Origin of the sequence: Paraburkholderia unamae (assembly GCF_003268775.1) — a bacterium.
GTDB lineage: Bacteria > Pseudomonadota > Gammaproteobacteria > Burkholderiales > Burkholderiaceae > Paraburkholderia > Paraburkholderia unamae.
The window spans coordinates 140,827-155,679 of record NZ_QLSU01000015.1; the positions used below are offsets into that span (position 1 = coordinate 140,827).

At 61.5% G+C, this 14,853-nt stretch carries 13 protein-coding genes and 1 pseudogene; 11 read left to right on the forward strand and 3 right to left on the reverse strand.

Going from position 1 to position 14,853, the window contains the following annotated elements; translation table 11 throughout:
- Positions 1-67 precede the first annotated feature (67 nt).
- Positions 68-1,147 (forward strand): porin, encoded by a 1,080-nt coding sequence (locus C7401_RS24345; RefSeq protein WP_112173972.1) that lies wholly within the window; start codon positions 68-70, stop codon positions 1,145-1,147.
- A gap of 99 nt (positions 1,148-1,246) precedes the next feature.
- Complete coding sequence (locus tag C7401_RS24350) at positions 1,247-2,329, forward strand: porin (RefSeq protein ID WP_181565671.1); 1,083 nt, start codon at positions 1,247-1,249, stop codon at positions 2,327-2,329.
- A gap of 110 nt (positions 2,330-2,439) precedes the next feature.
- Here C7401_RS24350 and C7401_RS24355 read toward each other — a convergent pair whose 3' ends face one another.
- Positions 2,440-4,224, reverse strand: a complete 1,785-nt coding sequence (locus C7401_RS24355) for a sigma-54-dependent Fis family transcriptional regulator (RefSeq protein ID WP_112173974.1) — start codon at positions 4,222-4,224, stop codon at positions 2,440-2,442.
- A gap of 321 nt (positions 4,225-4,545) precedes the next feature.
- Between C7401_RS24355 and C7401_RS24360 the strand changes: the two genes are divergently transcribed.
- From C7401_RS24360 to C7401_RS24385, 6 genes are all read left to right on the forward strand, one after another.
- Positions 4,546-5,445 carry a VOC family protein gene (locus C7401_RS24360; protein WP_112173975.1) on the forward strand — a complete coding sequence of 300 codons (900 nt, stop codon included), beginning with the start codon at positions 4,546-4,548 and terminating at the stop codon, positions 5,443-5,445.
- A gap of 130 nt (positions 5,446-5,575) precedes the next feature.
- Entirely contained in the window at positions 5,576-6,037 is a 462-nt protein-coding gene (locus C7401_RS24365; RefSeq protein WP_181565672.1) for a flavin reductase family protein, read from the forward strand.
- Between the two features lie 13 nt (positions 6,038-6,050).
- Positions 6,051-7,280, forward strand: coding sequence for an acyl-CoA dehydrogenase family protein (locus tag C7401_RS24370; protein ID WP_112173977.1), 1,230 nt, complete (start codon positions 6,051-6,053; stop codon positions 7,278-7,280).
- Positions 7,277-8,065 carry a 2-oxopent-4-enoate hydratase gene (gene dmpE, locus C7401_RS24375; protein WP_112173978.1) on the forward strand — a complete coding sequence of 263 codons (789 nt, stop codon included), beginning with the start codon at positions 7,277-7,279 and terminating at the stop codon, positions 8,063-8,065. The genes C7401_RS24370 and dmpE overlap by 4 nt, the downstream gene beginning before the upstream one ends.
- Before the next feature lie 53 nt (positions 8,066-8,118).
- Positions 8,119-8,976, forward strand: a complete 858-nt coding sequence (locus tag C7401_RS24380; RefSeq protein WP_112173979.1) for an alpha/beta fold hydrolase — start codon at positions 8,119-8,121, stop codon at positions 8,974-8,976.
- A 205-nt stretch (positions 8,977-9,181) separates the two neighbouring features.
- The gene (locus C7401_RS24385; RefSeq protein ID WP_373864456.1) at positions 9,182-10,276 is read left to right on the forward strand and encodes a porin; all 1,095 of its coding nucleotides are present in this window, start codon (positions 9,182-9,184) and stop codon (positions 10,274-10,276) included.
- Positions 10,277-10,869: 593 nt separating this feature from the next.
- Here the strand turns inward: C7401_RS24385 and C7401_RS24390 are convergent.
- A complete protein-coding gene (locus C7401_RS24390; protein WP_146757986.1) occupies positions 10,870-11,895 on the reverse strand; it encodes a hypothetical protein in 1,026 nt (341 codons plus the stop codon).
- Positions 11,896-12,183: 288 nt separating this feature from the next.
- On the opposite strand from C7401_RS24390, the pseudogene C7401_RS46330 reads away from it, so the two are divergent.
- The 3 genes and pseudogenes from C7401_RS46330 to C7401_RS24400 form a co-directional block, all read left to right on the forward strand.
- Positions 12,184-12,405, forward strand: a pseudogene (locus C7401_RS46330) (transposase); the annotation flags it as partial.
- Positions 12,406-12,622: 217 nt separating this feature from the next.
- Positions 12,623-13,081: a hypothetical protein gene (locus C7401_RS44465; protein ID WP_146757987.1), complete on the forward strand. Its 459-nt coding sequence runs from the start codon at positions 12,623-12,625 to the stop codon at positions 13,079-13,081.
- 70 nt (positions 13,082-13,151) lie between these two features.
- On the forward strand, positions 13,152-13,931 hold the full coding sequence (locus C7401_RS24400) for a glycosyltransferase family 2 protein (protein ID WP_112173983.1): 780 nt from the start codon (positions 13,152-13,154) through the stop codon (positions 13,929-13,931).
- On the opposite strand, the gene C7401_RS24405 is transcribed toward C7401_RS24400, so the two are convergent.
- Positions 13,928-14,848, reverse strand: coding sequence for a hypothetical protein (locus C7401_RS24405; protein WP_112173984.1), 921 nt, complete (start codon positions 14,846-14,848; stop codon positions 13,928-13,930). The two genes, C7401_RS24400 and C7401_RS24405, sit on opposite strands and share 4 nt — an antisense overlap.
- Positions 14,849-14,853: the final 5 nt, after the last annotated feature.

Sequence of the window (14,853 nt, forward strand, 5' to 3'; positions counted from 1 at the left end):
ACTTCAACGTGCCACACCCCTATCGTTAAGGATTCCTTTTTATATAACGGTCGCTATCATCGTCTGCATGGGTGTGCTCACCTCACGCCCCGCTCACGCGCAAAGCAACGTCACGCTTTACGGCCTGATTTCGGTGGGCATCAGCTATTCCTCGAACGCCGGCGGAAAATCCCTCACGCAGATGACGAGCGGACCGCAGCAGCCCTCGCGCTGGGGACTGCGGGGCAAAGAGGATCTCGGGGGAGGTGTCGCCGCGATCTTCGTGCTGGAAAACGGCTTTTCCATCACCTCGGGCAGCGCCTCGCAAGGCGGCCGCCTGTTCGGCCGCCAGGCATGGGTAGGTCTGACCACGCCGCAATACGGCACGATCACGCTCGGCCGCCAGTACGATGAAATGACGCAGCAGTTGAACTGGACCTCTTCCGCGGTGCAGTTCGCCACCTACGGCGCACACGTGGGCGACAACGACAACATCTTCAACGTGCTGCGCTTGCAGAATTCCGTGCGTTACGTGTCGCCGACGCTGCACGGGCTGTCGTTCGCGGCGCAGTACGCGTTTTCGAATCAGGCCGGTGCGTTCAACAACAACAGCGCATTCAGCGGCGGCCTGTCGTATCAGCGCGGACCGTTCCGCTTCTCAGCCGCGATGTCGCAATACAACCACCCGGATTCGACGAACACCGGTGGCGCGATCGGCGACTCGTACGGCTACACCTCGCCGTTCGCGACCAGCGCCGGCGGCGCGGGTGTCGAGAAGCAACGCATCCTGGGCGTGGGCGCAGGCTACGACTTCGGCTTCTTGCAGACCACGCTTTCGTACACGAACGTTCTGTTCAACTACCTCGACACCACGGGACTGCGTCTGAACAACGTCGAAGTCTCCGTGACCCACAAGATCACGCCGATGCTGCTGGTGGGCGCCGCCTATATCTACACATTCGGGGAATCGTCCGAAGCGCTCAAGCCGCACTACAACCAGGTGAATCTCGGCGTCGACTATTTCCTGAGCAAGCGCACGGACCTGTATCTGGTCGGCCTGTACCAACGCGCGGGCGGCAGCGCCCAATACGCGCAGATCGTGACGACGCCCGCTTCCAGCACGAAGTCGGAAACGCAGGTGATCGCCGGTATCCGCACCAAGTTCTGACGAACGCGCATTGCGTCGGTGGGCCCGCGCAGTCGCGGCCCGCTCTCCCATGGCGGCATTCGCGTCGCCTTCGCTTGCTTCATGTATCGAATCACCATCATGAAACTCTACAACAGAGAATTTCTCGCCATTGTGCTGTTTGGATCGTATGTTTCCGTGGCGTGCGCCCAATCGAGCCTGACGCTGTATGGCAGCATTGACGAAGGCATCGGTTACGTGAGCAACGTGAAGGGCGGCACTGCCTGGGTGATGGGGCCGATCACCGTGCCCGACCAGTTCGGCTTCAAAGGCGTGGAAGATCTCGGCGGTGGAACCAAAGCAATTTTCCAGCTTGAAAACGGCTTCTTTTCGAATACCGGCGCGCTCGCCTCGTCGGGCGTGCTGTTCAGCCGCAAGGCGTTCGTCGGCCTGAGCGACGACCGGTGGGGCACCGTGACGCTCGGCAAGCAATGGGATCTGACCGACGACGTCTTGCTGCCCAACGCGAACGGCGCGGTCCAGTACAACTACTTCCTCTATCACCCCGCCAACATCGACAACGACGCTGTCACGACCGTGAACAACACGGTGAAATACGCAAGCGTTCCGTGGCATGGCGTATCGGCACGCGCCATGTACGGTTTCAGCGATGCTTCGACGGGACAGGGCCGCTACGTGGGCGCAGCGCTCCTCTACAAGTCGTCGGCGCTGCAACTCGGCGCGGTCTACAGCGACACCCGCGACAAGTCGTACGCATTGCACACATCACTCGGCTACGACAGCTTTCTCGGCCAGGATCTCTCGGGCGGCGCGGCATTCAAGGCGAGAGATTCGCGGATCTTCGGCGTGGCGGGCACGTATTCGCCTAACCGGCAGTGGGCCTTCCATGCAGTGCTCGACACCGCACGCATCGCGAGCGAAACCGATGCCGCCAACGCGACAACGGCGGAACTCGGCGTGGACTGGAACGTCACGCCGTTCGACACGGTCTTGCTCGGCGGATACCGAACCTGGTTCGCAGGCAAGAACTACACGACCGCGGGGCTCTCGAATCTGTACCATCTTTCCGTGCGCACGATGCTGTACGCGCAAGCGACCTTCCAGCATGCCGGGGGCGGCGCGCATGCGGCGCTGCTGTCCTTGTCGCCGGCGTCGGGCAGCAATCAGGCCTCGTTGCGCGTTGGCGTGCAGCATTTCTTTTGATGCGTGCGTATACGCTGGCCGCGTGTTTCTCGATGGGTGGACTGCCGGTGCTTGCATTACCCAAGCGGTTGGTCGATCACCAGGCAGGCTCTCGCGAGTTCGTTGCTGGCTTACCCGTCACGATCAGAGTCGTCGACCGTCGCGCTCTCCTCCACCAGGCGTTTGCGCCGGTAAGTCAGTTGGCCCCGCGTAATGCCGAGCAACGCCGCTGCGCGCGACATGTTCCCGTCCGAATGCGCGATGGCGGCTTCGACCATCGTGTTCTCCATGTCGTCGAGCGTCAGCCCGCGATCCTTGATCAAGGCGCCGACGATCTCCACGAGCGAATGCGAACGCCGCTCCGCTGAAGCCGGCGCAGTGCTCGCATGAGGGGGTTCCGGTGCGGCCGGGTGCGAAATGGCCGCTCTCTCACGCGGCAGATTCTTCATGAGCACCACATGCACGGCGTCGAGCGCCCGGCCGTCTTCGGCGAGAATCACCGCGCGCTCGACCACATTGGAAAGCTCCCGGATGTTGCCCGGCCACGCGTAGCCGAGCAGCATCGACATCGCTTCCGGCGTCAAGCCGTACACGGCTCTCCCATAGGCCGTGGCGAAGCGCCGCATGAAATGCTCGATGAGAACCGGCAAGTCCTCCTTGCGCTGACGCAGCGGCGGAATCTCGATGGGGAACACATGTAGCCGGAAGAACAGATCCTCCCTGAAGCGCCCGGCGCGAACCGCCTCCCACAGGTCTTCATTGGTCGCGGCGACGATCCGCACGTTGGCCTGACGCGACACGCCGCTGCCGAGTCTTTCGAATTGCCCGGTCTCCAGCACACGCAGCAGCTTGCTTTGCGCAATGAGCGGCAAGGTGGCAACTTCATCGAGAAATAGCGTTCCGCCTTCGGCCAGTTCAAAACGCCCGGCGCGCGCGGCGTCCGCGCCGGTGAACGCGCCACGCTCCACGCCAAATAATTCGGATTCCATCAGTGTTTCGGGAATCGTGGCGCAATTGACAGCGACGAAAGGGCCGCCGGCCCGCTGGCTTTGTTCATGTAACAGCCGTGCGAACGTGCTCTTGCCCACCCCGCTTTCGCCTAGCAGCAGCACCGTCGCGCCGGTTCCCGCAACGCGATTGATCTTCCCGACCGCGGCCTGATACGCCGGCGAGAGCCCCACGATATCCGAGCGGCTTTTGGATTGTTCGAGCGCCGCGAGCGCGGTGCGGTGCTCGCCCGCGGGGTTGCGCGTCTTTGAAACAAGCGCCTCGGGAAAAACCGGCGCCTGCAAAAATTGCAGATCCGCTTCGGCGTCGTCCCACTCGCTCGCTGGACGCGCAATCACACGACAGGCGTCGAAACCCATCGCCCTGCACTCCACTTCGCGCACGATCATCAGCTTGCCGACGCAGGCGCTCAGGTAGCCGCTCGCATAGCCGGTTTCGAGCCAGCACACCGGCGTGGACTGGGTATCGTGCGTCCCGGTGTGCCATTCGTCTTCATACGAATGCTTCCAGAAGAACTCCAGCGTACAGCGCCCCTTCTCGATGTCGATGTCCGAGCTGATCATCTCGACGAGCGCAACGCCTTGCAAGGCGTGCAGTTGGCCGCCGCGCGCAAGCAGGTGAAAGATGTTTTCCGTCGGCGTATGCAGTTGCAACGCCAGTTGTGCGTCGCGCGTACCCGTGGAAAACCCGATACGGGTCAGCAGGGTGCGCGCCGTCTGACTGCCGAGCGAAGCAATCAACTCGCTGCGCAAATCGTTGAGCGACGCGATATGCATCAGAATCATCCGCTGATCGCCCAGCACAATTTCGGCTCGCTCGGTCCTGAATCGCAGCCGCTCCTTGATCGGCGCAATGTCGGGGAAATCCTGACTTGCATAGCTCCTCTTCACCTTCGTCTCCGTCTTCATTCTCGTTCTCGTGGCATAGCGCACGCCTCAACGAGCAGTTGATCTGGCCAGTTCGTTGCGCGCACACCAAAAATTTGCAGCCGGCGTCTATTTTTTGACATCGACCGAACAATTTCAAGCACTCGCGCTTCCTCGCACGTTGCTGCGGCGCGACCGTCGCCGGTACGCGAACCCTTCGAATGCCCCGAATTCACGGAGATTGAGGGGAGAAATACACCGCATACGCTGCAACATCATAGCGCTGGCACGGCCATTGCTTTAAGAGAGCCGCGCCGCGATGTTCAAACGCCGGCGCAAAAAAATCAATCAACAGGAGACATCATGTCGGAGCTTTCAAGCCTCGGGTACGTCGTTTTCAAAGTCAGTGACCTTGTGCGCTGGGAGGATTTCGCCGTCGGCATTCTCGGCCTGATGCCCGGGCGCCGCACGCCTGGTTCGCTCGGCCTGCGGATGGACGAGCACGCCCAGCGCATCCTGCTCGAAGAAGGGCACGATGACGATATCGCCGCCGCCGGCTGGCAATTCGATACTCACGATGATCTGCTGGCCTACGTCGAGCGCCTCTCAGCCCGGCGCGTCGCGGTGCGCGAGGGTGACGGCGCACTCGCGGCCAGCCGGCAGGTGGAGCGCATTTTCGTCTGCGACGACCCCAACGGCTTCACACACGAGCTTTATTTCGGCCCGACTCACGCGCCCATTTCCACGCCCTTTCGCTCGCCGCTGCTCAAGGGGGCGGGCTTCGAGACCGGACGCCTTGGCATGGGCCACATTCTCCCGGTCGCGCGCGACTACGCGCAGTCCCTCGACTTTTACCGCAACGTATTGGGCCTGCGCGTGAGCGACACGATCCGCGACTCGCATACCGTACCCGGCGCCACCGTCGACGCCACGTTCTTCCATACCCGTACGGGCCGCCATCATTCGCTCGCGACCATGGCCGCGCCGTTCCCGAAGCGCCTGCATCATGTGCTCGTGCAGGTCCAGGACATGGACGACGTCGGCATGGCCTACGATCGTTGCGTGAAAGCGGGCCTGCGAATCCACGCGGGCCTCGGCCACCATCCCAACGATCGCATGTTCTCGTTCTACGTGGAAACGCCGTCTGGTTTCGGCCTCGAATACGGCCATGGCGGCATCGTCATCGACGCCGCCGCCTGGGAAGTGAAGAACTATAGCCAGCTCAGCGACTGGGGACATCGCCCTCAACCGCCCGCCCGCTGAGCCTCAGCCGTTTTCCCCGCAATACACGTGCTTCATATAATTCGGATTACGAATCATGCAGATCGATACTCCTGCCTGCCCATCGCCCGTTCAAGGGGGGCATGCTTCGCCGGATGATTTCAGATACGCCATGCGCAGTCTCGCCGGCGGCGTCTGCGTGCTCACCTCGGAGCTGGACGGCATGCCGGTCGGCCTCACGGCCACCGCCGTCACTTCGCTGTGCGCCGATCCGCCCCGCCTGCTCGCGTGCGTCAACCGCAAGGTCTACGCACACACGGCCTTCGAGCAAACGCGCACGCTATGCGTGAACGTGCTGGCCGCCGAAGACACCGAAGTCGCCAGGCGCTTCGCCGGCATGGTGCCCGAGGTGAGCGGCACGGAACGCTTCGCGCATGGCGCATGGCACGGCACGCCGCCCGCGCTTGCCGGTGCGCTTGCGAGCTTTGCCTGCCGCATCGTCGAGATCGTGCCGGCCCATTCCCATTCCATCCTGATCTGCGAAGTGGAGCGAGTCGCGACGAGCGACACGCTCGCCGCCCCGCTCGTCTATGCGCAGGGCCAATTCGGACAATTCACCCGCACGAACCCATAAACGGAGACAAGACATGAACGCCATCAATCAAGCTGAAACCCCCTGCGCGCCGGGCGTAACCGAACTGGTCGAACGCGCGCGCGCCATGATTCCGGCCCTGCGCGCCAACGCCGCCGAAGTCGAAAAAGCCCGCAGCGTGCCGAAGGAAACGATCGACGCCTTCAAGGAGGCCGGCTTCTTCAAGATTCTCCAGCCGCGACGCTGGGGCGGATGGGAAATGGATCCCTGCGTGTTCTCGAAGGTATTGATGGAGCTGGGCCGCGGCTGCCCGTCAAGTGCCTGGAACATGATGATCCTGGGCGTGCATCAGTGGGAGTTCGGCCTCTTCGACGAGCGCGCGGGCAACGACATGTGGGCGGCGGACAACAGCGTGCTCGTCGCCTCGTCCTATGCACCGTTCGGGAAGTGCCGCAAGGTGGATGGCGGCTGGATGCTCAGCGGCGAGTGGAAGACCTCGAGCGGCTGCGACCACGCGCAGGGCGGCGCGATTCTCGGCGCGTTCGAGCTCGATGACGAGGGCAACCGGCGCGATACCCGCTCGTTCCTCGTCTCGCGCGAAGACTACGACATCATCGACGACTGGTTCGTGGTCGGCCTCGCGGGCACGGGTAGCAAGAGCGTGCGCATCAAGGGTGAGGCCTTCATTCCCGATTACCGCTCGCACAGCGTCATCGACTACACGATGACGGATCGTGAAACACCGTATCTGCATCCGTTCAATCAGGTGTTCTATGCATCGGTATCGTCGGTGATCATTGGCTTCGCGCGCGGCATGATCGACCTCTACATCGAACAGATGAAGCCGCGCCAGAACATCATGGGCCCTGCGGGCGCAGCCGCGCAGAACCCTTATGTGAAGGACAAACTCGGCAACGCCGCCCTGCTCGTGCGCTCGGCTCAGGCACGCCTCGCGCAGGTCTTCGAAGAGGCGTCGGCGCATGTGCAGCGCGGCGAACTGGTGCCGCTGCATGACCGCGTGTTCCACTTCCTCGAAATCCAGCGTTGCGGCAAGGACTGCCTCGACGCTTCGATGATGCTCTGGAAGAAGCTCAGCGCACGCGCGATCGGGCTAAGCAACCCCGTGCAGTTGTGGATGCGCGCCATGCTCGTGGCCGCGAACCACATCACGCAGAACGAGGACGATAACGCGGGTGTGCTGGGCGGCTACCTGCTCGGCCAGGGCGTGCCGCCGTTCATCTACAACCTGCCCGAAGCGCCGGCGTGCCAGGAGCAAGCGGCGTGACGCTCGACACGACGACACTCGACACGCTTGGCGAGCGCCTCTACACCGCATGGCGCGAGCGCAACGCAATCGACCCGCTCACGCAGGCCCATGCGCAGATGACGCTTGAAGACGCCTATCGGGTGCAGCAACGCCTGATCGCACATCGCGTCGAGGGCGGCGAGCGCATCGTCGGTAAAAAGATCGGCGTGACGAGCGAGGCGGTCATGACGATGCTCGGCGTCGATCAGCCGGACTTCGGCCAGTTGCTCGACGGCATGATTCGCGACGATGGCGCGGCGATCGACAGCCGCGCGCTGATTCAGCCGAAAGCGGAAGGCGAGATCGCCTTTGTGCTTAAACGCGATCTGCGCGGTCCGGGCGTGAGTGCCGCCGACGTGATCGCCGCAACCGAAGGCGTGATGGCCTGCTTCGAGATCGTCGATTCGCGCATCCGCGACTGGAAGATCCGGATTCAGGACACCGTTGCCGACAACGCTTCATGCGGCCTGTTCGTGCTCGGCGATCGGCTCGTCGATCCGCGCGCGCTCGACATGCGCACCTGCGGCATGGTGCTCGAGAAGAACGGCGCGGTCGCGGCCACGGGTGCGGGCGCAGCGACGATGGGCTCGCCCGTCGTCGCGGTGGCATGGCTCGCCAACATGCTCGGGCGCCTCGGCACGACGCTCGAGGCGGGCTCGGTGATTCTCTCGGGCGCGCTGGGCGCCATGGTGCCGGTCGTCGCGGGCGACAACCTGCGCGTGACGATCGGCGGCCTCGGCGGCTGCTCGATCCGCTTTGACTGAGGGCACGCCCCTCGACTTATCAACCTGCAACGGAACAACACAGGAGACTAGCCATGACAGCATGGACTGAAGCGAATACCAGCCGATTCGCGCAAATCGACGAAGGCGGGCTGAAGCTGCGCGTTCACTACAACGACGCGGGCACGGGCGACGCCGTCGTGATGCTGCACGGCTCGGGCGCGGGCGCCTCGGGCTGGAGCAATTTCCACCGCAACGTCGATGCCTTTGTCGACGCCGGCTATCGCGTGATCCTGCCGGACTGCCCCGGCTGGAGCAAGAGCGATCCGGTCGTCTGTGACAAGGGCTCGCGCGCCGTGCTCAACGCCACCTCGCTCAAAGGCCTGCTCGACGTGCTCGACATCGAGCGCGTCCACGTGATCGGCAACTCGATGGGCGGCGGCAACGCCCTTGCGTTCGCACTCGCGTGGCCGGAACGCGTGGGCAAGCTCGTTATCATGGGCGGCGGCGGCGTGGGTCCGAGCCTGTTCCAGCCCATGCCGCTCGAAGGCATCAAGCTGCTCTACGGGCTCTACAAGGCGCCCACGATGGAGAACCTGCGCAAGATGCTCGACGTGTTCGTTTTCGACCCGTCCGCACTGACCGACGAACTCGTGCGCCAGCGCTTCGACAACATGATGGAGCACCGCGAGCACCTCGACAACTTCGTCAAAAGCGTCGAGGCCAACCCTGACTGGCTACCCGATCTGAGCGGCCGCCTCAAGGAGATCAAGGCGCCGACGCTCGTGACCTGGGGCCGCGACGACCGCTTCGTTCCGCTCGACAGCGGCTTGCGCATGCTGTGGGGCCTTCAAAACGCCGAACTGCATGTGTTCAGCCGCTGCGGTCATTGGGCGCAATGGGAACACGCGGAGAAGTTCAACCGCCTCGTGCTGGACTTCCTCGCGCAGTAACGCGCTGTGCGGGCGCGCCACGGTGCGCCCGCATCTCAGGTCTACGCGGCCATACGGTTCGCGCTGTCATTTTCACCTTCTTCGATCATCCCGGGAGGGATTCACCTTATCTATATCGCAGTCCGAATTATAAATATATCTGGAGATTTTTCCTGAGTCGCGCGTGCCACGAACGTCGCACACTCAGGCAGGAGACGAAAATATGTTGAAAAAACGCGTTTCATTAGCGTGCGCCGCAGCCAGCGGCTGCGCGCTATTATGTGTCCACGCAGCCGCGCATGCCGAGGGCAGCGTCACGCTCTACGGCATCGTCGACGGCAGCGTACTCGTGACCAGCCGCACCCGCGACAGCGCGACGGGCCAAAACGACGGCGCGCGCGTTTCGGTCACGGACAGCGGCCTTTCGCCCTCGATGTTCGGGCTCGCCGGCAAGGAGGATCTCGGCGGCGGCCTCACAGCCGAATTCAAGCTCGAAAGCGGCGTGAACGTCGCGGACGCCGGCTTCAACAATTCAAATGGCAACCTGTTCGGCCGCCAGGCGTGGCTCGCGCTGCGCGGCGGCTTCGGCGAGGTTAAAACCGGCCTTCAGTACTCGCCATTCTTTCTCGCGCTCTACGATCTCGATCCACGAGGCTGCTCCCAGTTCGGCAGCAGCCTTGTGCCGTACCTCAATAACGTGGTGGGCACCGGCATCTTCAATGCCAACGCCTTGTCGTATTCGACGCCCGTTCTCGCCGGCTTCCAGGGGCGCGCCATGATCGGACTCGGCGGCGAGGCCGGGAATTTCAGTGCAGGGAGACAGTACTCGTTGAGTCTGCGATACGACAACGGAACGCTAGCCGCGCAAGCCGCGTTCTACGACGGCAACGGCGGCGGCACCGTCGCCACGCCGCTGCCCACCACCGTGCCGTTCATAGGCCGCATGTTGGGCGCCTCATACAAGATCGGCTCTTTGACGGCAAAGGCATCCTTCGCAAGCTACAAGGTGGCTGGCGGATTCAGCAGCAATGTCTATGGCGGCGGCCTCGATTATTTCGTGTTGCCGCAATTCGACGTGAATGGCGGCGCGTGGTTCACGAGCGATCGCAACGACACGGGCAATCACTCGATCCTGGCCGCTATCGGCGCGAATTATCTGCTCTCACGCGCGACCACGCTCTATGCGCAACTCGGCGTGGTCGACAACCACGGGGCCATGAACACAGGGCTCGACGTAGATGGGCGCGCCGTCGACAGCGCGCTGTACGGCGTCCATGGTACGACTGTAGGCGGCAACGTTGGTGTCCGGCACATCTTCTAGGCGAAGCACGGTCGCGCCCGTGCGGATGCCACCGCACCGGCGCGACGTCGTATCAAGCAGTGCCGGGTTTCTGCCCGATTGAACCTGCTTGCGCAGGCGGCGTTATCCGGCGAGCGGCTTTTACGTCACATCGACCCAACGAGCACCTCCGCCACCTATGCTCATCTTGCTTCCCCCGCTTTGAATACTTCCAGGCGTGGTTGGGTTGGTCGCATGAGTGGATATGAACGTTGAGATAAGTTTAATTATCATAATATCTCCGTTTTTATAAACAATTGCAATGGATGAAAATCCCCCTATCCGTGGATGGCGGCCAGGGAGGCCTGTCTGAGCGCATCGCACCAAGACCGAACTGGCGACAGAATCATCGAGTTCTACGGCCTGACAATAACCAGCGCACGAGGACATCAAAAATCTCTAAATCCACCGCACCGTTTAATGTCAAAATTTTCCACCAGCGGCAAGAATCCGCACACTCTCCAAGTGCGGCACATCCTGACTTCCTTCATTGCCAACCTAAGTTGCGCTGGCGTTCTTGAGCACCGGTCTCTTCTCACTCATGCAACGCAGAAGTGGGCAATCATCGACGCTCGCTACGGTACGGGAAGTGGAGGTACGGCACGCTCATTTCCGTCAGAGTTTGACTGGCGGAACCGGTCAGCGACGAATGCGACTACTTGCGCAATGGTGTTGGCATTGCGAAGCGCGTCCGCCGTGTTGTTCACGGCAATATCATCCAAGCCTTGAAGATGGAAATACTCGTGCGTGATCACATCGCGTTGTAGGTCGAGTGGGTCATTTGTGAAGAACGGTTCGCACAGGTGGGTTTTCGGGTCGGGCTGACTAGCTGCTGTCCAGGCGTGCGGCAGCCCGCGAGCGTTTCGGGGATTGGCTGGATCGCAAAGGCCTGTAGTACCCGCCGCCAGAATCGTCTTCCGCTGGGCGAGATTCCGCTCGCATAGGAGTATTACTTTGTCGAGAGAGGTGCGAAAGGGTCCGCTGCTTGGATCCGCAGTTAGCAGGAGACGCTTGGCTAGAACGGCAATGTTTCTTTTGTGCTTAAACAACAAGGCTGTCAACGCACCGCTGAACGCCGGATCCGTAGACGCAGGTAGCAAGTCAATGTCAGTACGCAAGAGCCTGAGGTGGCTCAGTGCTAACCGAAGTGCCTCCCGACTCGCATCGTGAGCGCGATCAGCAACTGCGTCTCGAGTAGGAAGAGGCGACCCCAACAACTCGGCGTCCATGGCCACGATCGTCATTTGGCCAACGATGTCGTCGGGCACACGCTGGTAGCTGAAATTGATGATCGGCGGCAAGTGTGTCGTCTTGTAGTTCAGCACCGCCCTGGCAGTTGTAGGACCGTACGACATTGCCGATTTTTCCGCAGCGGATATCGACGGACCTGTCGGCCGTAGCCGCTCGATAGCCAGTTGGATCTTCAAGATATGGGGGCCCGGTGGCGTACCAACCCGCAAGTGTCCGCTCGGACTAGTCGCACAGGCTTCCAGCTTCGGGTCGTCCCTTAATTCGTCGGAATGCAGCACACTCACGACACTCTCCCAAAAACAGTTGATAAAACAGAAGTTACCCCAACGGTCGTCGATCCAGAAAGCCATGCACCGCAGATGACTCTTCAGATCACTGTAAGAGGATAGAAGATGACGCTGCGATACCCAAAATCTTCAAGTTTCACCTCAGCGGTTACAGTGGTCGCTTGCTGAGCAAAGTCGCCATTTGAATGGCAGTGAAATAGAACTGGTGAACGATGGCCTATGGACGATTCTGCCGAGAAACACTAGCAGGTTTCCTATCCTTGAATTATTGGGCGACGGGAGTGGATCGCTATGATGGGCCATCAAGGTGGCGTGCAAGACAAGCTCCTCTAGTGCTTCGAACTTGACCAGAACGTCCCGCAACTGCACCTGTTTCGCCGCATCGATAGGCACTTCGAGCTCGATGGCTTACGAGAGCAGTTGGCGCCTCACTTCAGTCACACGGGTCGCGTCCCCCATTTAACCCCCGAGCTCATGCTTCGCGCGCCGATTGTGGGCTACCGTCGGTGTCAGTTCAGAGCGTCGTCTTTTCGAATACGCTTATTTCAACCTTGCATATCGTCCAGACCCTGAGGACTCTGTACCGAATCACTCGACGTTTCCAAAGAACCGGCATGCCGGGTTTCGCGACATGTGTTTGAATTAATTCTGCATCGGTGCATGAGCGAAGGATTCCTTGATGGCGAAGGATTCGACGCCCAAAGTGAACGTCCATGCCACTCCCTTTTTGAAGGTATTCTAAACTCAGCACAATACGCACGTTAGCTCGTTTCAATGATAATTTGACTCAATGGCTGAAGTCCAGGTGATCCGTCGAGTCGACGCTCCCAGCATTCTCTTGTTGCGTGAGAGCGCCACGGTCGGTCCTGATTTGTCAGCTCATAAGGTGACTCGTATGGCCTGGACGAACTGGAAGCTATGGTCTGGAAACGTCATTAATACGCGGGTAAGAGCGCCGGCAAGCGGCATGGCTGCGTACGGCCCCTCCCACAATCCCTTAACGCTCGAAGCCGGTGCGATCGGCACGGTCGTCAACATCCTGCGTGAAGGCGCAGCAAAGCCGGACTACGTGAGATTCAAAGGCTCGCTCAACTATTCGCTGGCGGCAGAGATTTTATTCAGAAAGGCCGATAACTCCGAGTCTATGTGGAAACACTTCTTCATAACGCAGATGAAGAACGACGAATGCGTGGTGGTTATTCCTTATCCGCCACTTGACAAGCTCGAGATTGAATATGAGCCAAGGTGAAACTTCCCACTCAGCCCCGAGCCTCGCCACGAATTGCTTGTTCCCTGTGAGTCACTCTCCGGTTCACCTCATGCCACCAATCTCAATCATCATCCCCTGCTTCAACGCGGCCTCGACCCTGCCGCGCACTCTCGAAAGCTGCATGATCCAGCCGGAGGCGGCTGAGATCATCGTGGTGGACGACGCCTCGACCGATGAATCCGCCGAGGTCGTCCGGCGCTACACGCAACGCGACGCCCGCATCGCGCTTTTGCACATGCCCGTCAACGGCGGCTCCGCGCGAGCGCGCAACTGGGCGGCGTTGCACACGTCGCAGCCGGTGCTGGCCTTCGTCGACGCCGACGACGAGTATTTCCCCGGCGCGCTCGGCGCCGCCAACCAGTTTCTCAATCAAAATCCTGACGCCGCATCCGTTCGGCTTGATGTCGAATATGCTGGATTCCCCGAAGAAATCGTCAAGCACCCTGATTTCGAAAAATACGCGGCAACGCTCAGCAATACCATTCCGAGCAGTCTGGTCATTCGGCGTGCGGTCTATCTCGCGATGGCCGGCTTCCCGATGGACGAATTCTTTCGTCAACACGGCGGCGAGGACGGCGCACTTTCCTGGGCACTCTCAAGAATCTTCGGTAATCCAAGGCTCATCGACACGAAGCGCGTGCGTATGCACCATCACGCGCGCAGCCACGCCACACACTTCTTCAGGGTCAGCATGGGAATGCATACGCCGGACCCCCGCCACGTTCTGGAGTCAATCCGTCTCTCGTCACAGTTCGTTGCGGCAACAGAATCGGCTATCAGGCAAATGACCGAAATGAGCCGGCTCGCCACAGGCAACGCTAAAAGCTAGGGCTGCGGGTTCCGCACGCTTTGTTCCAGCCCGCGCCTCACCTGGGCAATGTCCACGCCCCCCGCGCCCGGTAGATCCATGAGCGGCATATAAGGCGCGGGCGTATGCAGCAAGTAAGCCTGTAGTTCGTCTATCACGATGCGATCGCTCGGATCGTAGCCCATGCCCGCCAGTTCCTGGGTCAGCGCCGCGCGCTCGGTGTAGCTCAACTGATGCCACCAGAAGGTACGGCACGCATGCGCGTAGTCTGGGTCAGAAAAGTAGCGCCAGTGCCCCAGTTCGTGGCTCAGGATCGCGGCGCGCACGGCCGGATCGATGACCTCACCCGCCGGGCCCGTGCCAGTCGCCGGAATCGTGATGAGAAAATCGCGCTTCGAGGCGGCGCGCCACATGCCGTTCTCCTCGCGTATCAGCCTCCATCGCACCAGCGTGTCTTGCAGCGAACGTTCGCCGTCGGTGAGTCTCACGTGCTGGCGCCGCGCGACCTCGAAGAAGTTCGCGATCTGCGCGGTGCTGAAGTTGTTGCCGGCCGTGAGGCCGGCGGGATCCTCGCCAAAGCGTTTCGCGTTCACGGCCACCGCGTTCATGGTCACGACGCGGTCGCGCGGCATGTCGCGCCGCTCGGTCAACGCGACGATACGGGAGAACATGGCGCCCTGCACCGCGAGGCTCGGCGCGTGCATGACGTAGAGGCCCGGCTGGTCGGTGATCTCGAAGAGCTTCAACCTGGGTTGCTCGGGCAACGACGCTTCGAGTTGCGCGAGTGGCACGCGCTGCACGGCGAGCGCTGGCTCGCAGGACTCCTGCTGCGCGCCCTGCACCCCGGCCGACGGCAAGACGCCCACCCACGCACCGCAAAACACGCACGCCAGCACGAGACTGGCAGCGCGCACGCGCCTTCGGAAAACGGCAGTCATATGCG